The following is a 17,155-nucleotide window of genomic DNA, read 5'->3' as shown; positions in this document are numbered from 1 at the left end:
CTCATCAAGGACGTGGCCTCCCGGCCGGACGCGGAGTACCTGGACCAACTGCTGGCGGAGGCCGCGGGGGAACGGTCCCGGACGATCCTCTCGGTACCGAAGTCGCCAGCCGCCGACGCACGTCCCGAACGGGCCGTTGACACCGGTGAGTTGGCGGCGGGAGCGGGCGAGACCATCGGCCGGTTGGAGGGTGACACGGTCGACGCGGGAGGTGCCAAGGCAGGGACCGGGGCCGGGAGCCGTACCGGACGGGGGCGCCGTTGGGTGCTGGTACCCGTGACCTTGGCGGCCCTCACCGCCGGTCTGGTGTTCCGGGGGGACCTGCTCTCCTTCGGCGAGGACAGATCGCCCGCGCACCACAACTCCCCGCCCCCGTCCAGCACTTCACCCACCGCCTCACCCACCGTGCGGGAGAACCTGCGCACACCCGCCGGGGCCCGCAGGGTCGTACGCGAGTTGAAGAAGGTGATGGGCACGACGAGGGTGATGAACTTCGACCTGGAGGTGCCCCGTGCCTCCGCCCAGGTGCCGTCGAAGGACGGAAAGGTGTGGGACTACTTCGACTACAAGGAGGGGAAGGGCGAGAAGCGCAGCGGATACCGGTCGGATGGTCGCGCGTCCTTCGACATCGCCAAGGTGAACTGGGACGCGCTGCCCCGGCTCATGCGGACCGCCGAGACCGGACTCGGGCTGAAGAAGGCGTCGGTGTCCGGTGTCCATGTGGGCCTGAAGTCCGCCGAGGTGGACCGGGACGACGAGGTCGTGGTGCTGGAGATCGTCGCCGTCGACGAGTACGGCGGCGCACGGCTGTACGCGGACGCCGACGGCAAGATCATCATGCGCGACAAGGCGAGTTGAGCCGAGGGCCACCGACCGGCCGGGAGTGACCGGCTGAGGGCCGACTGAAAAATCGAGTGCGGGGTGTCGCTGCCATGGTGTGCCATCGGGTGTATGGCAACTGTGTGGCCAGAGCGCCGAGTTGGTCTGTTGGAAGAAGCAGTGGGGGCGCTGCGGGAGTGGCAGGACGACGCGGCGCCGATGCAACTCCATCCGGGAGACCTGGGCTGGTTCTGGCGGTTCGGCGCGGAGGCCACGGCCGCGGCGGTCAGGACCTGGCGCCGCGACGGGCGGATACTCGCCGTCGGCCTGCTGGACGGCCCCCGCCTGCTGCGGCTGACCATCGCGCCGGACGCCCGGCAAGACGTGGAGCTGGCACGGCGGTTGCTCGCGGATGTGACCGACCCGGAGCGCGGCGTACTGCCCGCGGGGAAGGCGGACATCGAGGTGCCGTCGGGTGCGCTGGTCCGGGATCTGCTGGCCGAGCACGGCTGGCACGAGGGGGAGGCGTGGACACCGCTGCGCCGACAACTCACCGAGCCGGTGCCCGTTCCGGGCGTACGTATCGAGGTGATCGGGCCGGAGCAGGCAGGCGCGCGGGCCGCGGTGCATCGGGCGGCCTTCGACGGGTCGGCGTTCACCGGCGAGCACTGGCACCGGATGGCGGCCGGGTCGCCGTACGCCGATGCCCGTTGCCTGGTGGCGTACGACGAGCGGGGTGAGGCGGTTGCGGGGGTGACGGCGTGGTCGGCGGGCGCGGGCCGGCCGGGGCTGCTGGAGCCGATGGGTGTGCACCGGGGACATCGTGGCCGCGGCTTCGGCAGGGCGATCACCGTGGCCGCGGCTTCCGCACTGCGGGAGTTGGGCGCGTCGAGCGCGCTGGTCGCCACCCCGAGTGCCGACACCGGCGCCGTGGCCACCTACCGGTCGGCAGGCTTCCGGCAACTGCCCGACGTACGGGACCGGTCCACGGCCTAGGGCGGGTGAGGGCTCAGAGGCCCTGAAGGATGCGCTGGGCGCGGCCGCGGATCTGGAACGCCGTGACGATCTCGACCGCGCCCACGACCACCAGCCAGATCCCGGTGAGCACCACCAGGACGGCGACGGAGGCGACCGGGGAGACGATCAGCACGATACCGGCGAGGGCGTTGACGATGCCGAGGAAGATCTGCCAGCCGCGGGCCGGGACCGCAGGGTCCGAAGCCGCGGCGATGGTCTGGGTGATGCCGCGGAACAGCCAGCCGATACCGATCCACAGCGCCAGCAGCAGTACCGAGCGGGCGGCGTCGCGGAAGCAGAACAGGCCCAGCACGACCGCCAGCGCACCGCTGATGAACGCCATGACGCGCAGCCCGCCCGAGACATGCGCGCCGAACGCCGCGGCGAGTTGGAACACCCCGCTGACCAGGAGGTAGATACCGAAGAGGATTCCCGCGGCCAGCAGGGTGGCGCCCGGCCACGCCAGGGCGAGGACGCCCAGGATCAGCGAGGCGACGCCCGCGAACAGCACGGCCTGCCAGGCGGAGTGGGCCAGCCGGCCCAGCAGCCCGAAGGCCGCCCCCTCGGGGTCGCGGTCCGACGGCTGCTGGTTGTCCGGTGCATGGGTCATGCCCGAGTCTTCGAACGCCGCCCCGCCGACCGCAACCGAGCAGAGGCCGTTCGGGGTACGGCCCGCCGGGAGACACATCCTCTGGCCGCGTTGCCGTGCCTCCATCGTCACCGCCAGCGCGAAGAACAACTGCCGGTCGACGGCGTCCTCGTGGACGGTGAGGCGGTACCCGTCGTCCTGCACCTTGGGCTTCTCGATGCCGCAGCAGTCCGAAGGAGCCGAGCGGCCGGTCCTCCTGGTCGAAGGCCTCACAGCCGGTGAGCGCGGTGAGCCAGTCCTGCGAGCTCTCCCGGACGGTCACCAGCGTCGGCACGCCGCACAGGGCATTCGGCCTGCCGGGTGCCGGACCTCTGCGGTGCCGGTACGGCTAGAGCAGGCCCTTGGTGGAGGGGATGCCGGGCTCTCGGGGGTCGAGGGCGCAGGCGTCGCGCAGGGCTCGGGCGGCTGCCTTGAACTGGGCCTCGGCGACATGGTGGGCGTTGCGGCCGCGGAGGACGTCGACATGGAGCGCCATCCTGGCGTTGAAGGCGAACGACTCCCAGACGTGCTGGGTGAGGGTGGTGTCGTAGTCGCCGATGGTGGGCGCCAGGCCCTCGGGCTGGGTGAAGACCAGATAGGGGCGCCCGGAGACGTCGACGACGACGCGGGCGAGGGCCTCGTCGAGGGGGATGGAGCGGTCGGCGTAGCGGGAGACGCCGCGGCGGTCGCCGAGGGCCTGGTCGAAGGCCTGGCCGAGGGCGATGGCGGTGTCCTCGACGGTGTGGTGGGTGTCGATGTGCAGATCGCCCCGGGTGTGGATCCTGAGGTCGAAGAGGCCGTGCCGGCCGAGTTGGGTGAGCATGTGGTCGTAGAAGCCGACGCCGGTGGAGATGTCGACCTGCCCGGTGCCGTCCAGGTCGAGTTCCAGCTCGATGGAGGTCTCCTTGGTGGCTCGGCTGATCCTGGCGGTGCGCGGGGAGTTGGCGGGCATGGCTGTCCGTCCCTTCTCGGGGTGGTGTGTCAGCGGTGGCTGTGGAGCGCGTCGAGGACCGGTGTGTGCAGCAGGGTGTTGGTGGCGACGGCGCTGCCGCCGTCCGGGCCGGGTGTGCCGTGCAGATCGGTGAAGGTGCCGCCGGCCTCGGTGACGATCAGGGAGACCGCGGCGAGGTCGTGGAGGGCCACCTCCGGTTCGGCCGCGATGTCGACGGCGCCCTCGGCGAGCAGCATGTACGACCAGAAGTCACCGAAGGCCCGCTGCCGCCAGGTGGTGTCGTGCAGCTGGAGGAAGCCGGCGAGCAGGCCGAGTTGGCGCCATCCGGTGAGGCTGGAGTACGACAGTGAGGCGTCGGCGAGGTCCGCGATCCGCGAGGTGTGGATCTGCCGGGGCGCATCCGGGGTGCCCGGCAGGGTGGTGCGGGTGAAGGCACCGAGGCCCTGCCCGGCCCACCAGCGGCGGCCCAGCAGCGGGGCGGAGACCACGGCGGCGGTGACCTCCCCGTCCACGGAGAGGCTGATCAGGGTGGCCCAAGTGGGCACGCCGCGAAGGAAGTTCTTCGTTCCGTCGATGGGGTCGATGATCCAGCGGCGGGGCCCGGTGCCGGTGTCGGCGTACTCCTCCCCGTGGACGGCGTCACCGGGGCGTTCGGCTTCGATGCGGGCGCGCAGGGTCTGTTCGACGCTCTGGTCGGCGTCGGTGACCGGGGTGGCGTCGGGTTTGCTGGTGACGCGCAGATCGGTGGCCTGGTAGCGGTGGACGGTGATCTCGTCGGCGGCGTCCGCGAGGCGGTGGCAGAGGGCGAGGTCGTCCCGGGGTGTGGGGGCGGCGGGGGTGCGGTTCATCCGAGGGCCTGGATCGCGTCGAGGAAGGCGGTGGTCTCGGCCCGGGTGCCGGCGGTGACGCGCAGCCGGTGGCCGAAGCCGACATCGCGGACGAGGACCTGGTGGTCGAGCAGGCGCCGCCAGGTGGTGGCGGCGTCCTCGCGGGTCTCGAAGAGGACGAAGTTGGCGTCGGACGGCAGGACTTGGTGGCCCAGCGCGGGCAACTCGCGCAGCATCCGGTCGCGTTGGGCGGTGACCTCGGGCAAGGTGCTGAGGACGTCGGCCCGGTGGTCGAGGACGGTGACGGCCACGGCCTGGGTGAGCGAGGACAGGTGGTACGGCAGCCGGACCAGGCGCAGGGCGTCGACCAGGGCCCGGTCCGCGGCGAGGTACCCGATACGGGCGCCCGCGAACGCGAAGGCCTTGGACATGGTGCGGGAGACGACCAGTCGCGGGCGGCCGTCGAGGAGGGTGGTGGCGGAGGGCCGGCCGGAGAACTCGGCGTAGGCCTCGTCGATGACGACGAGCCCGGTGGCCGCCTCGTAGAGGCTGGTGATCAGCTCGTGGTCGGAGGAGGTGCCGCTGGGGCTGTTGGGGTTGCAGAGGAAGACGACATCGGGACGCAGGCGTCGGACGGCGGCGACGGCCTCGGCGGTGTCGATGGTGAAGTCGGGGCGGCGCGGGACGCTGACGTAGGTGCCGCCGGTGGCTTCGGTGATGGTGCGGTGCATCGAGTAGGTGGGTTCGAAGCCGAGGACGGTGCGGCCGGGCCCGGCGAACGCCTGCATGAGCTGTTGCAGTATCTCGTTGGAGCCGTTGGCCGCCCAGAGCCGGTCCTCGGCGAGGACGGTGCCGGTGGACTCGGTGAGGTAGCCGGCGAGGGCGGCGCGCAGGACGGTGGCCTCGCGGTCCGGGTAGCGGTTGAGACCGGTGGCCGTGTCGTGGCAGGCGCGGGTGACGGCTGCCACCAGGGCGGGGGAGGGCGGGTGCGGGTTCTCGTTGGTGTTGAGCTGGACGGCCACCTCCAACTGCGGTGCGCCGTAAGGGGTTCGGCCGCGGAGCTCGGGCCGGATCGGCAGCGTCGGCTCGGTGCTGGTGAGGTTCATCGCGGCACCCGGACCCGGACGGCGTTGACATGGGCGAGGAGGTCCTCCGCGCTGCCGAGTGCGTCGATGTGGTCGGCGACCGCGGCCAGCGCGTCGCGGTCGTACTTGACCACATGGATGCCGCGGAGGAAGGACTGGACGGAGAGGCCGCTGCTGTGGCGGGCCGTGCCGCCGGTGGGCAGGACGTGGTTGGAGCCGGCGAGGTAGTCGCCCAGGCTGACCGGGCTGTGGGGGCCGACGAAGACGGCGCCTGCGCTGGTGACGCCTTCGGCGACGGTGTCCGCGTCGCGGGTGAGGATCTCCAGGTGCTCGGCGGCCCACTCGTTGACGACGGCGAGCCCCTGCTCCGGTCCGTCCACCAGGACGAGGGCGGACTGCGAGGTCAGGGCCGTCTCCACCCGTTCGCGGTGCTTGGTCACCTCGATCTGGCGGTGCAGTTGGTCGTCGACACCGTCCAGGAGGGCCGGGCTGTCGGTGACCAGCAGGCAGGAGGCGCGCGGGTCGTGCTCGGCCTGGGAGATGAGGTCGGCGGCCAGGTGGACGGGGGAGGCGCTGTCGTCGGCGAGGATGCCGATCTCGGTGGGCCCGGCCTCGGAGTCGATGCCGATGACGCCCTTGAGGAGCCGCTTGGCCGCGGCGACATAGACGTTGCCGGGGCCGGTGACCAGGTCGGCGCGCGGGCAGTCCTCGGTGCCGTACGCGAACATGGCGATCGCCTGCGCGCCGCCCACCGCGTAGACCTCCTCGACGCCCAGCAGCGCGCAGGCCGCGAGGACGACGGGGTGCGGCAGTCCGGTGTCCCGCTGCGGCGGGCTGGCGACCGCGAGCGAGCCGACCCCGGCTTCCTGCGCGGGGACGACGTTCATGATGACGCTGCTGGGATAGACCGTCAGACCGCCCGGCACATAGAGGCCGACGCGGCTCACGGGCACCCACCGCTCGGTGACGGTGGCGCCCTCGGCGACGGTCACGGTGTGGTCGGTGCGGCGCTGGGCGCGGTGCACCAGGCGGGTGCGGCGGACGGCTTCCTCCAGCGCGGCGCGGACCTCCGGTTGGAGCGCGGCCAGCGCGTCGGAGAGGTGCCGGGCCGGGACGCGCGGCTGGGGCACGTCGACGCCGTCGAGGCGCCGGGTCAGCTCACGGACGGCCGCCGAGCCGCGGGTGCGGACGTCGTCGCACAGCGGGCGGACGAGTTCGATGGCGGCTTCGACGTCGAGTTCCGCCCGGGGCAGAACGTCGTGGCCGTTGCTTCCGGTGCCGCGCAGGTCGATACGGCGGATCAGGGGTGCGCCGGGCGGGGGCTGGGTGGAGGTCATCTCTCTCCGTTCGGGAGCTTCGGGAGCTTCGGGGGCCTTCGGGAGCAGGGGACGGGTCAGGTGAGGGGGCCGGTGAACTTCCGGGCGGCGGTGAGGAGTTCGCCCTCGCGCAGCAGGCCGACGGTGGCTTCGATCTCCGGGGCCAGCCAGCGGTCGCCGCCCGCCCCGGGTACCGCCTCGCGCAGCCGCTCGACGGCGGCCGCGGTCGCGGGTGCGGGGGAGAGCGGGGCGCGCAGGTCGAGGGCGCGGGCGGCGGCCATCGCCTCGACGGCCAGGACGCGGGTGAGGGCGTCGATGGAGCGGCGCAGTTTGCGCGCCGCCGACCAGCCCATGGAGACGTGGTCCTCCTGCATCGCGGAGGACGGGATGGAGTCGACACTGGCGGGCGCCGCGAGCCGCTTGAGTTCGCTGACCAGGGCGGCCTGTGTGTACTGGGCGATCATCAGGCCGGAGTCCACGCCGGGGTCGGCACCGAGGAAGGCGGGCAGTCCGTTGCTGCGGGCCGGGTCGAGCAGGCGGTCGGTGCGGCGCTCGCTGATGGAGGCCAGGTCGGCGGCGGCGATGGCGAGGAAGTCGAGGACGTAACCGACGGGCGCGCCATGGAAGTTGCCGTTGCTCTCGATACGGCCGTCGGGCAGCACCACCGGATTGTCGACGGCGCTGGCGAGTTCGACCCGGGCGACCTGGGCGGCGTGGTCGATGGTGGCGCGTACCGCTCCGGCGACCTGGGGGGCGCAGCGCAGCGAGTAGGCGTCCTGGACGACGGTGCAGTCCTCGCCGCGGTGGCTGGCCACGATCGCCGAACCGGCCATGAGGGCACGGAGGTTGGAGGCGGAGTCCTGCTGCCCGGGGTGGGGCCGTACGGCCTGGAGGTCCTCGGCGAACACGCGGTCGGTGCCGAGCAGGGCCTCCACGCTCATGGCGCAGGTGAGGTCGGCGTGGGTGGCGAGGGCGCTGAGGTCGGTGAGGGCCAGGCAGAGCATCCCGAGCATTCCGTCGGTGCCGTTGATGAGGGCCAGGCCCTCCTTGGCCCCGAGGGTCACCGGGGTGAGACCGGCCTCGGCGAGTGCCTTCGCGGCGGGCTTCAACTCGCCTGTACGGTCGCGGACTTCGCCCTCGCCGATCGCGGCGAGCGCGCAGTGGGCGAGCGGCGCGAGGTCGCCGGAGCAGCCCAGCGACCCGTACTCGTGCACCACCGGAGTCAGCCCGGCGTTGAGCATGTCCGCGTACAACCGGGCGGTCTGCCGGTGGACCCCGGTACGGCCGGTGGCGAAGGTGTGCAGGCGGAGCAGCATCAGGGCCCGCACCACTTCGGTCTCGACCTCGGGACCGGAGCCGGCCGCGTGGGAGCGCACCAGCGAGTGCTGGAGGCTGTCGCGCAGTGCGACGTCGATCCGGGTGGAGGCCAGGGCGCCGAAGCCGGTGGAGACGCCGTAGATCGCGGCGTCCGACGCGGCATGGGTCTCGACATGGGCGCGGGCGGTGTCGAGGGCGGCGAGCGCGGCCGGTCCCAGCTCGACCGGGGCGCCGTGCCGGGCGACGGCGACGACCTCCTCGACGGTGAGGGCGCTGGGCTGGAGGACGACTGTCGCGGGGGCGGTGCCGGAAGGCCCGGCGATGGCGGTCACCATCTCACTCCTATGTTTGAACATACTTAACGTTCGGACCTGTCCGGGCCGGGAAAGGCCCCACCGGTCGGGCCCGGTTCAGGCGGCGCCCAGATACTGCCGGGCGGTGTCCGCGACGGCGGTGCGGGCGACATCGTCGAAGGAGGTGCCGACGACCAGGATGTTCACACCGGTGCCGCGGAACGCCCGGTGGTTGCCGATGTTGATCCCGCCCTCCGCGAGGGTGGGCACCGACACCGCTTCCACCAGGGCCGCCAGCCGGTCGGCGACCTCCTTGTCGATCTCGCCGGCCGCGGCACCCCCGTAGGACATGCCGGTCATCAGGCCGATCATGTCGACGCCGATGTCCTCGATCCGCTTGGCGACCTCGGCGACCTCGGCCGGGGTCTCGGCGGGGATGCCGAAGGGGTGCCGGTCGCCGGGGTGGGAGATGTACGCGTCGACCAGCAGGCCGTTGCGGTGCGCGACCTCCACCCACTCCTCCAGGTCGGCCAGGCTGGCCTTGTGGGTGTGCAGGCAGTCGGCGCCGGAGCGGGCGAGGTTGGTGAAGTCGGCCTCGGTCAGATCGACCGGGTCGAGTTCGGTGAAGCCGCCCGGGATGCCGACGGTGATGAAGATGTCGGGGCCGACCACGGAGCGGATGCCGCGGACGACGCGGTCCACCTCGCCCATGGTCACCTCGTGGCGGACGTTCTCCGCGGAGTGCATGTCCTGGACGCCGTGCAGACCGCGGGCGAGGGCGATGGCGGGGTGGTTGGGTTCCAGCATCCGGACGCCGGAGTCGACCACGGCCTTGGCCAGCCGGGCGTCGTCGGCGGTGATGCCGGTACTCAGCAGGGTGGTGCCGCCGTGCTCGGCGATCGCCGCACGGACCTTGGCCATTCCGCGTTCACGGCGGCGCTGCATATCGGCGGAAGCGAACATCTCGGTGACTCTCCTAGGGGTGTTGCTCGGTGGTTGCGGTGACGGCCTGGCGGCGCGCACGCAGGTTCAGGGTGGCGAATCCGCACAGGGCGATCCCGGCGGAGACGAGCAGGGCGGCCAGCAGGCCGAAGTGGGCGGTGCCGACGACGGGCAGGGCGAACAGCGGGACATAGGTGACGCCCATGCCGTGGCACGCTCCGACCACGGCCCCGCCCGCCGTCGCCGCGACGACGGCCACGGCCTGCGCGGCCCGGCCGGCTCTGACGTGCGGGAAGCTGCCCTCGACATAGGTGCCGAGCAGGCTGTTGATGCCGAGGGTGCGCCGGGCGGGCTTGCGGTCGCCCGGGGTGCGGGGCAGCAGGATCGCGGCGGCGGCGACCCCGGCCGAGACGGCGACCAGGGCGACCATGTCGATCGCGGCCAGGAACGAGGTACCGCCCGCGCTGAACTCCACGACCATCAGCGGCAGCACGAAGGAGTGGTAGTAACCGCGCAGCAGCACCCACCACATACAGGCGCCCACCGCGGCACCGATCCACACACCCGCGTGCGTCAGCCCGAAGGACAGGGCGCGGGCGCACCAGTGGTCCAGCGCATGGCCGGGCCCGGACAGCAGCAGCCGGGCGAGCGCGCCCGCGACCAGCCCCGCACCGCCGCTGGCGATGATGTTGGCGCCGGTGGCCGGGACCCGGTGGCGCAGTGCGCCGCTGGCGGCCAGATCGGCCAGGGTCCCCGCGAGGAACCCGGCGACCAGCGCCGTCAGCACCCCTCCGTTGGAGGCCAGCACACCCGCCAGCACCCCGGCGATGTGCCCGGCCTGGCCCACACTGCCCACCCGGGACGAAGCGGTGTAGCTGATGCTGACCAGCACCAGCGGCACCAGCAGGCCCACAAGGTGGTCGCGGGTCCCGGCGCCGAAGAACTGCGCGATACCGACCCCGACGGCGATCGCCAGAATCGCCGGCAGCGCGTCCACCAGCACCGGCCGCGGATCGTAGCGGCGCCACCAGCCGGCCGGTGAGGTGGGCAGGTCCACCGGCCGGTACTTCAGCTTCCACTCCCGGGCGAAACCGGAGGTGTAGCTGATCGCCCGGGTGTGGTTGGTGGTGCCGGTGGTGCCGGAGGCGGACACGAACCGGATACCGAGTGCCTCCGCGGCGGCGACGGAACTGCCGCCGCTGCCCGCCGCGGGCAGCCGGTGCGCGGCCGCGGCGGCGACACTCGCCTGGTTCGTACCGTGCGGGTCGGCGCTGATCAGGATGACGCCGTCCACCTCACCGGAGCCGATCAGCTCGGCGATGGCCGCGTCCTGGTCCTGCGCCAGCTCGTTGATCTTCGCCAGCCTGCCCGCCTCCACCAGATGCGGCGCCCCGTCGTGCAGCTCCCACAGCGAGCCGGTGGCGGTCTCGGTGACCGCGTCCAGAGAGGCGTCGGCGGACACGAAGCACGCCGCCTTCAACTCGACCCCGGCCTTGCGGAGTTGCTTCTGCACGATGCGGATGAGCTGCGCGGGATCGGCCCCGCCCAACCGGTGGAGGTTGCCGCCGCTGCTGCCGAGAAGGACGACGCGTTTCACCGCGACGACTCTGCTTCCTTGCCGCCCGTTCGCAGGCCCTCCGCCGGCTCCCCGTCCAGCAGTTCCGCGGCGGAGGGCATCGACAGATGCCGGATCCGCAGCTTGCGCTTGGCCAGCACCAGGTACAGCGGGATCGACACCACCGGGCCCACCAGCCACGCCAGGTCGACTCCGCCCATGGCCCGCGCCAACGGCCCTTCGAAGACAGTGGTGTTGATGAACGGCACCTCGATGACGAAGGTGATCAGATAGGTGGCGATCGCGGGCATACCCCAGCGGCCGAAGGTGCCGTTCTTGGAGAAGAAGTCCTCGGTGCGGTACGAGCCGTGGTGGATGACGTAGAAGTCGACCAGGTTGACCGTCGTCCACGGGATCATGAAGTACAGCACGAAGTTCAGGTAGTTGATCAGGTTGTCGACGAAGTCGGCCGAGCCGGCGATGCCCGCCAGTACGGCGAGGCCGCCGATCAGCAGCGCCGCGGCCACCCGCTTCGGCACGGTGGACCTGATGTCCTTGAAGTGCTGGAGCAGGGTCAGCGTGCTGATGGTGCCGCCGTAGATGTTGGTGGAGTTCACGATGATCAGCCCGATGGCGAGCATCACCACGATGATCCCGCCGCCCGTGCCGCCGCCCAGATTCCGCACCGTCTGGACCACATCCGCGGTCGGCGCCAGGGTGGCCACCGCCGCACCCAGCACCATCACCACGACCGAGCCGCCCACGGTGCCGACGTAGGTGTACCAGAAGGCGCCCTTGGTCTCGTGCGGCGGAAGGTAGCGGGAGTAGTCCGACACATAGGGCGCGTAGGTGAGCTGCCAGGTGACGAACAGCGAGGTCGCACCGAGGAAGGACGACCAGGAGAACCCGCCGTGGCCGAGCTGGTCCATGCTCACACCGTGGCGGAACAGCAGCACCGCCACCACGATGAACAGCACACCCATGACCCAGCCGATGTACTTGATGCTGCTGTGGATCATGTCGTAGCCGACGATCGCCAGTACCAGGATCGGCACCACGGAGACGGCGATCCACAGGGCGAGCGAGCCGCCGAACACCGACTGGAAGCCCTGCCCGGCGATCACCACCGCCACCGCGGAGAACGCCACATACATCACCCAGGTGATCACCAGCGGCAGCAGGGTCCCGTAGAAGCCGAACTGGGCGCGTGACTGGATCATCTGCGGCAGCCCGAGCGCGGGCCCCTGGGCGGAGTGGCCGGCCATCATCGTCGCGCCGATCAGATTGCCGAGGACGATGGCGGCTATCGCCCACCAGAAGTTCAGCCCCAGGCTGACCGCCAGCGCTCCGGTGACCAGAGCGAAGCTGGACAGTTGCTCCCCGAACCACAGGGAGAAGAGGTTGCGTGTCTTGCCGTGCCGTTCCTCCAGGGGGACGAACTCATAGCTTCTGGACTCCACTTGGAGGGTGGAGCCGGCTTCCGCTGCCGGGGTGTGTGTCATGGCGTTCGCCTCACCGTTGAGAACAGGAACCTAGCGGCTGGTTCATATGTTTAGACTTACGATGAGGTTGCGCCGCCGACCTGTCAAGAGACGTCTGGAGCGAATTGCCCGAATGTCCCGTCGAGTGTCCCGTCGAGCGCCCTGTCGAGTGTCCTGTCGAGGCGGGTGTGACCCGGCGGAGAGGGGCGAGCTTCAGCCAGAAGTCGATTGCGTCTGTACATACCGGCTGTACCGCCCCGTATGATTGGACATATGACAGCGGAGGCACTGCACGGCGAGGCGTTCTCATCCATCGCACTGGATCGCACCAGTGCGATTCCGCTGCACGAGCAGATCTACCAGGAACTGCGGCGCATGATCGTCGACCACGCGCTCGCCGCCGACCAGATGCTGCCCCGGGAGATCGACCTCGCCGAGGCCCTCGACGTGAGCCGCGGGACCATGCGCCAGGCCATCACCCGGCTCGCCAACGACGGTCTGCTGTACCGGACTTCGGGCCGCGGCACCTTCGTCAAGGCGCAGCGGTCCGACTACCCGCTGACCCGGCTGATCGGCTTCACCGAGCAGATGATGGCCGAGGGGCGGACACCGTCCTCGGAGGTCATCGGCGTCACCGAGATCGACGAGCACCGCGGGCCGGCCGGCGTCACCTTCCCCGCCAGGGTCAAGCGGCTGCTGCGGATCGACCGCGTCCGCAAGACCGACGAGGAACCGGTCGCCCTGGAGGAGCTCTATCTGCCCTACCCGCGGTTCGCCGGGCTGCGCGATCTCGACCTGAACACGGTGTCCGTCTACGCCGCGATCGAGGACCACTTCGCCGTCACGCTGGGCGGCGGGCAGTTCCAGCTCGACATCGGCACCCTCACCTCCCGCCATGCCGCCCTGCTCCACGAGGACGTCAACGCCCCCGTCTTCCTGATGACCGGCGCGGTGACCGACGACCGCGGCGACACCGTCCTCGCCGTCAGCAGCCGCTACCGTCCCGCCTTCGTGTCCTTCCAGCTCAACCTGCCCCGCAACGGCGGCGGTTCGCGATCGGCGTCCCAGGTCAGCCTGGTCCACCGCTGAACGCACGGAACCCCCGCGGCGAGGTCCGCGGGGGTTCCGTGCGCTGTTCTGCCGGTGGCTACTTGATCGGGTTCCCCGAGAGGATTCCCGCGGACTGGTTCCAGTGGACGGCGATATCGCCCTTCATGACCCCGATCGGCGCCGAGGCGCCGCCGGGGAGCTGGGAGACCTCGGCCTTCCCGTCGGCCGTGATGACCGCCAGCTCATTCTCCTCGGCGGTGCCGTAGGCGGTGCCGTTGTCGTCGACGGCGGTGAGCTTGACGTCCTTCTGCTCGCCACCGCCGAGGCACCTGCCCTCGGTCCCGGAGAGCACCACGGAGTCGATGACCCCGTACTGGCCGTTCGGGCTGTTGGTGGTGACATCGGTGAAGCTGTCGGTCTCCCGGGCGTTGGGGCAGTCGATCTCGAACGCCTTGCCGGTGTCGGCCTTCACCCCGTAGAAGGTCCGTTCCGCCCTGGGTCCGGATGTCACCGAGAGCAGCATCAGGCCCTGCTTGTTGTCGATGGCCTGTACTTCGGACTCGATGAGGTCGGACGTGTCGATCCCGAGGTCCTTGCCCGCCGACCAGGACGCGGTGGTGACGTTGCGGTCCTCGTCCCGCCAGAAGGGGATCTCCCCGATCAGGCCGACGTCCTTGGTGGCGGAGACGCCCGGAGCCTCCAGGGGCTTGCCCGCCTCGCTCAGGACGCGGACCGACTCGCCCTCGTAGTACGCCAGGGTGGCGAACCCGTTGGTCGCCACCGTGTCGGGGATCTCGGTCTCGGAGACCGCCGAGCCGTCGGCCTGCGACAGCAGCGTGACCTTGGTGACCTGACCCGGCTTGTCCAGTCCCGACGCCTTGGACTCGCCCTTCTCCAGGACGGCCACCGTCTTGTCCAGGAAGAGGACCTGGGCGTGCTCGGACAGCTTGTGCGTCCAGACCTTCTCACCGGTGTCGGAGAACGCCTGCACCGCGCGGGTGTTGAACTTCTGGTACTCGACGAGCACCCGGTCCGCGCGCACCGCCACCGGCGCGCCCCTGCTCTTGATCACCGATCCCATGGACGGGGTGCTGATCCGGGCGGTCCAGACGGCGTCCCCGAAGGGCTTGCCGACGGGGAACGAGGCGACTTTCGGCTCGGCGGTCTCACCGGAACCGCTCGTCTGGGCGGACGGCTTGCCGGAGTCGGAGCCGGAGTCCGACGAGCCGCCGCAGGCGGTGAGCGCGAGAGCGAGTGCGGGCGCGGTGAGCGCTCCGAGCAGGGTGGTCCGGCGTCTGGTCCTGATGGTCATAGTGCGGTGCCGGCGGCAGCCGACTTCCCCCAAATCGTGCTGGCGTACAAGAGAAACGCCTTCGACCCTACCGAACGGCCGTCGGGCGTCCGCCGGCCCCGCCTCCCGCCGTCCGGTGCGTGGACGGTTGCCGGAAATCTCGGTCCGGGGGTTGTATCCGGACAGGAAATCCGGACAAGAGTGTTGCCCACCACAGGGGCTGGGTGTATGAACAATATACCGACAGTAGGCCGTCGGTGTACGAAAACGAAGATGGTCGCGCGCATCCGGATGCGGTGGCGGCTGGCCGCCCCGGTATTCCACCAGGTCGGCCACCGGGGGGAGGTCCCTGCCGCAACCCCCTTGCCCGTACGGGAAGTTGTGACGGCCATGCCTGGAAAAGTGAAGGAGCCCCATGCGGACCGGAAACGAGTACTTGGCCTCGCTCCAGGACGGCCGTGCGGTCTATGTCGACGGTGAGCGCGTCAAGGACGTGACCAGCCATCCCGCTTTCGCGCCCGTCGCGCAGAGCATCGCCGGACTGTACGACCTCGCGGCCGACCCGGCGAACGGCCTGATCTACACGGCGCCGGAGACCGGGAGTGAGGCGAACATCATCTTCTCGGTGCCGCGCAGCCGGGAGGACCTCACCTGGCGGCGGGAGGCGATCGTGAAGTGGGCGCGCCGCAACCACGGTTGGATCGGCCGCGGCCCGGACCACTTCATCTCGTTCATCGCGGCGTTCGGCAGCCACCCGGAGGCGTTCACCCGCGAACCGCGGGACTTCGGCGCCAACGCCGTCGAGCTGTACCGGAGGATGCTCGACCAGAGCCTGTATGTGACCAACGCCCTGATCCCGCCGCAGGTTTCACGGGCGACGACCGCGCACGGCTGGGACGGCGACTTCATCCAGGTCGGGGTCGTCGCGGAGAACTCCGAGGGCATCGTCGTCCGCGGCGCGCAGATGCTCGCCACCGGGGCGACCGTCTCCGACGAGATCTTCGTCTCCTGCATCAAGCCGCTGAGCCCGGAGGACCGCGTCTTCGCCAACAGCTTCAGCCTGCCGCTCAGCACGGAGGGCCTCAAGCTGTACTGCCGCCGCCCCTACGCGCCGGGCGCCACCAGCCACTACGACTACCCGCTGTCCTCCCGCTTCGACGAGACCGATGCGCTGCTCGTCTTCGACGACGTCCTGGTGCCGTGGGAGCGGGTGCTGGTCGACCGGGATGTGGCCGGACTGCGCAAGCAGTTCTTCGAGACCGGTGGACATGTGCTGGGCAACTGGCAGGCGCAGATCCGCTTCACCGTGAAACTGCAGTTCCTGGTGGGCCTCGCCCGCAAGGTGACCGCCGTCAACGGGGTGGACCGCTTCCCCGCCGTACAGGAGAAGCTGGGCGAACTGGCCAGCATCGCCTCGCTGGTGGAGTCCGCCGTCCTGGCCTCCGAGTACGGTGCCACGCCCGACGCCAACGGGATGTGGCGGCCGGACGCGCGCGCCCTCTACGGCGCCATGGGCCTCCAGGCCGAGCTGTACCCGCGGGTCATCGCGATCCTCCGGGAGCTGGCCGGCGGCGGAGTGCTGCAACTGCCCGCCGGTGTCGCGGACATGCGCAACCCGGAGAGCCGCGCCGACTTCGACCGCTATGTCCAGTCGCCGGGGGTGGAGGCCGAGGAGCGGGTCAAGCTGTTCAAGCTGGTGTGGGACGTGGTCGGCTCCGAGTTCGGCGGCCGCCACCAGCAGTACGAGATGTTCTACGCGGGCGCCCCGTTCGTCGCCAAGGGCTACGCCTTCCGGAACTACGGATTCGATCGGCACCTCGCCGATGTCGAGGAGTTCCTCGCCGGCTATGGCATCGACGGCGAGGCCTGACGGCCCCGGTACGCGGAGGAGTGGGATGAGTCAGATGACGGTACGCGATCCTGTGGCCATGCGCCGTGCGATGGGTCGTTTCGCCACCGGGGTCGCGGTGATCACGGCCCAGGGCGGCGACGGCCATCCGCACGGTATGACACTCAACTCGTTGACCTCGGTCTCGCTCGACCCGCCGCTGCTGCTGGTCTGCTTCAACGAGGGCGCGCGTACCGCCGAGGCGGTGCGGGAGGCCGGACGGTTCGCCGTCTCCATCCTCAGTGCGCGGCAGGAGCCGATCGCGCGGCGGTTCGCCCGTCGTGGCGAGGACCATTTCGCGGGACTGCCCCTGGAGTTCGGCGGGCATCAGGTGCCGGTGGTGCCGGACGCGCTGGCGCATCTGGAATGCAGCGTGGACCGGGAGGTGGTGGCCGGGGACCATGTGGTGGTGTTCGGTGCCGTCGACCGGCTGTGTGAGCGCGCGGGGGATCCGCTGCTCTTCGTCGGCGGACGCTTCGGCGACTACGTCGACCGGGGAGAGGAGCCCCTTCCGCCATGGCTCTGACCGCCGCGGACCGGGGACGGGTCGGCCCCACCGCCGAACTGCCGTTCCCGACAGGGTAGTTGCACCGCCGTCCGCACCGGGCCAGAGGACTTACAGCACGGCCATGACCGTGGCCGAGGTGTGCCGAGAAACGGTATATCCGCAAAATACTGCACATATTCACGATCG

General features: G+C 70.7%; 14 protein-coding genes and 1 pseudogene. 5 read left to right on the top strand and 10 right to left on the bottom strand.

Annotated elements, in window-relative coordinates:
• Together ACFVST_RS22215 and ACFVST_RS22210 are read left to right on the top strand one after the other, a co-directional pair.
• Nucleotides 1–858, top strand: a pseudogene (locus ACFVST_RS22215) (serine/threonine protein kinase); the annotation flags it as partial.
• 93 nt (nucleotides 859–951) lie between these two features.
• Nucleotides 952–1,815: a GNAT family N-acetyltransferase gene (locus tag ACFVST_RS22210; RefSeq protein ID WP_390154665.1), complete on the top strand. Its 864-nt coding sequence runs from the start codon at nucleotides 952–954 to the stop codon at nucleotides 1,813–1,815.
• A gap of 13 nt (nucleotides 1,816–1,828) precedes the next feature.
• On the opposite strand, the gene ACFVST_RS22205 is transcribed toward ACFVST_RS22210, so the two are convergent.
• The 9 genes from ACFVST_RS22205 to ACFVST_RS22165 all read right to left on the bottom strand — a co-directional run bounded on the left by ACFVST_RS22205 (nucleotide 1,829) and on the right by ACFVST_RS22165 (nucleotide 12,253).
• Complete coding sequence (locus tag ACFVST_RS22205; protein ID WP_390154676.1) at nucleotides 1,829–2,446, bottom strand: HdeD family acid-resistance protein; 618 nt, start codon at nucleotides 2,444–2,446, stop codon at nucleotides 1,829–1,831.
• A 367-nt stretch (nucleotides 2,447–2,813) separates the two neighbouring features.
• Nucleotides 2,814–3,416 (bottom strand): imidazoleglycerol-phosphate dehydratase HisB, encoded by a 603-nt coding sequence (gene hisB / locus ACFVST_RS22200; protein ID WP_390154662.1) that lies wholly within the window; start codon nucleotides 3,414–3,416, stop codon nucleotides 2,814–2,816.
• Between the two features lie 29 nt (nucleotides 3,417–3,445).
• Nucleotides 3,446–4,264, bottom strand: coding sequence for an inositol monophosphatase family protein (locus ACFVST_RS22195; protein ID WP_390154659.1), 819 nt, complete (start codon nucleotides 4,262–4,264; stop codon nucleotides 3,446–3,448).
• Nucleotides 4,261–5,349, bottom strand: coding sequence for a histidinol-phosphate transaminase (locus ACFVST_RS22190; RefSeq protein WP_390154656.1), 1,089 nt, complete (start codon nucleotides 5,347–5,349; stop codon nucleotides 4,261–4,263). The genes ACFVST_RS22195 and ACFVST_RS22190 overlap by 4 nt, the downstream gene beginning before the upstream one ends.
• A complete protein-coding gene (gene hisD / locus ACFVST_RS22185) occupies nucleotides 5,346–6,632 on the bottom strand; it encodes a histidinol dehydrogenase (protein WP_390154674.1) in 1,287 nt (428 codons plus the stop codon). Before hisD ends, ACFVST_RS22190 begins: the two co-directional genes overlap by 4 nt.
• 89 nt (nucleotides 6,633–6,721) lie before the next feature.
• Entirely contained in the window at nucleotides 6,722–8,296 is a 1,575-nt protein-coding gene (gene hutH / locus ACFVST_RS22180) for a histidine ammonia-lyase (RefSeq protein ID WP_390154654.1), read from the bottom strand.
• Between the two features lie 75 nt (nucleotides 8,297–8,371).
• Nucleotides 8,372–9,217 carry a hypothetical protein gene (locus tag ACFVST_RS22175; protein ID WP_390154651.1) on the bottom strand — a complete coding sequence of 282 codons (846 nt, stop codon included), beginning with the start codon at nucleotides 9,215–9,217 and terminating at the stop codon, nucleotides 8,372–8,374.
• Between the two features lie 13 nt (nucleotides 9,218–9,230).
• Nucleotides 9,231–10,793 carry a hypothetical protein gene (locus ACFVST_RS22170; RefSeq protein WP_390154649.1) on the bottom strand — a complete coding sequence of 521 codons (1,563 nt, stop codon included), beginning with the start codon at nucleotides 10,791–10,793 and terminating at the stop codon, nucleotides 9,231–9,233.
• Nucleotides 10,790–12,253, bottom strand: coding sequence for a purine-cytosine permease family protein (locus ACFVST_RS22165; protein WP_390154646.1), 1,464 nt, complete (start codon nucleotides 12,251–12,253; stop codon nucleotides 10,790–10,792). Before ACFVST_RS22165 ends, ACFVST_RS22170 begins: the two co-directional genes overlap by 4 nt.
• A gap of 252 nt (nucleotides 12,254–12,505) precedes the next feature.
• Here ACFVST_RS22165 and ACFVST_RS22160 point away from each other — a divergent pair, with 252 nt between their 5' ends.
• Nucleotides 12,506–13,321, top strand: coding sequence for a GntR family transcriptional regulator (locus ACFVST_RS22160; protein ID WP_390154643.1), 816 nt, complete (start codon nucleotides 12,506–12,508; stop codon nucleotides 13,319–13,321).
• A gap of 58 nt (nucleotides 13,322–13,379) precedes the next feature.
• Here the strand turns inward: ACFVST_RS22160 and ACFVST_RS22155 are convergent, their stop codons facing one another.
• Nucleotides 13,380–14,594: a hypothetical protein gene (locus ACFVST_RS22155; RefSeq protein ID WP_390154641.1), complete on the bottom strand. Its 1,215-nt coding sequence runs from the start codon at nucleotides 14,592–14,594 to the stop codon at nucleotides 13,380–13,382.
• Between the two features lie 394 nt (nucleotides 14,595–14,988).
• Between ACFVST_RS22155 and ACFVST_RS22150 the strand changes: the two genes are divergently transcribed.
• Together ACFVST_RS22150 and ACFVST_RS22145 are read left to right on the top strand one after the other, a co-directional pair.
• On the top strand, nucleotides 14,989–16,443 hold the full coding sequence (locus ACFVST_RS22150; RefSeq protein WP_390154638.1) for a 4-hydroxyphenylacetate 3-hydroxylase family protein: 1,455 nt from the start codon (nucleotides 14,989–14,991) through the stop codon (nucleotides 16,441–16,443).
• Between the two features lie 25 nt (nucleotides 16,444–16,468).
• Nucleotides 16,469–16,987 (top strand): flavin reductase family protein, encoded by a 519-nt coding sequence (locus ACFVST_RS22145; RefSeq protein WP_390154636.1) that lies wholly within the window; start codon nucleotides 16,469–16,471, stop codon nucleotides 16,985–16,987.
• Nucleotides 16,988–17,155 lie beyond the last annotated feature (168 nt).

It is taken from the genome of Streptomyces sp. NPDC058045, from assembly GCF_042885635.1.
GTDB lineage: Bacteria > Actinomycetota > Actinomycetes > Streptomycetales > Streptomycetaceae > Streptomyces.
This window is presented reverse-complemented; position numbering and strand designations above follow the sequence as displayed.

Excerpts from the sequence above, each read along its gene's own strand:
- ACFVST_RS22190 (WP_390154656.1), bottom strand. The coding sequence starts at position 5,349 with ATGAACCTCACCAGCACCGAGCCGACGCTGCCGATCCGGCCCGAGCTC.
- hutH (WP_390154654.1), bottom strand. The coding sequence starts at position 8,296 with ATGGTGACCGCCATCGCCGGGCCTTCCGGCACCGCCCCCGCGACAGTC.
- ACFVST_RS22210 (WP_390154665.1), top strand. The coding sequence starts at position 952 with ATGGCAACTGTGTGGCCAGAGCGCCGAGTTGGTCTGTTGGAAGAAGCA.
- hisB (WP_390154662.1), bottom strand. The coding sequence starts at position 3,416 with ATGCCCGCCAACTCCCCGCGCACCGCCAGGATCAGCCGAGCCACCAAG.
- ACFVST_RS22145 (WP_390154636.1), top strand. The coding sequence starts at position 16,469 with ATGAGTCAGATGACGGTACGCGATCCTGTGGCCATGCGCCGTGCGATG.
- ACFVST_RS22150 (WP_390154638.1), top strand. The coding sequence starts at position 14,989 with ATGCGGACCGGAAACGAGTACTTGGCCTCGCTCCAGGACGGCCGTGCG.
- ACFVST_RS22160 (WP_390154643.1), top strand. The coding sequence starts at position 12,506 with ATGACAGCGGAGGCACTGCACGGCGAGGCGTTCTCATCCATCGCACTG.
- ACFVST_RS22155 (WP_390154641.1), bottom strand. The coding sequence starts at position 14,594 with ATGACCATCAGGACCAGACGCCGGACCACCCTGCTCGGAGCGCTCACC.
- ACFVST_RS22195 (WP_390154659.1), bottom strand. The coding sequence starts at position 4,264 with ATGAACCGCACCCCCGCCGCCCCCACACCCCGGGACGACCTCGCCCTC.
- ACFVST_RS22205 (WP_390154676.1), bottom strand. The coding sequence starts at position 2,446 with ATGACCCATGCACCGGACAACCAGCAGCCGTCGGACCGCGACCCCGAG.
- ACFVST_RS22165 (WP_390154646.1), bottom strand. The coding sequence starts at position 12,253 with ATGACACACACCCCGGCAGCGGAAGCCGGCTCCACCCTCCAAGTGGAG.
- ACFVST_RS22175 (WP_390154651.1), bottom strand. The coding sequence starts at position 9,217 with ATGTTCGCTTCCGCCGATATGCAGCGCCGCCGTGAACGCGGAATGGCC.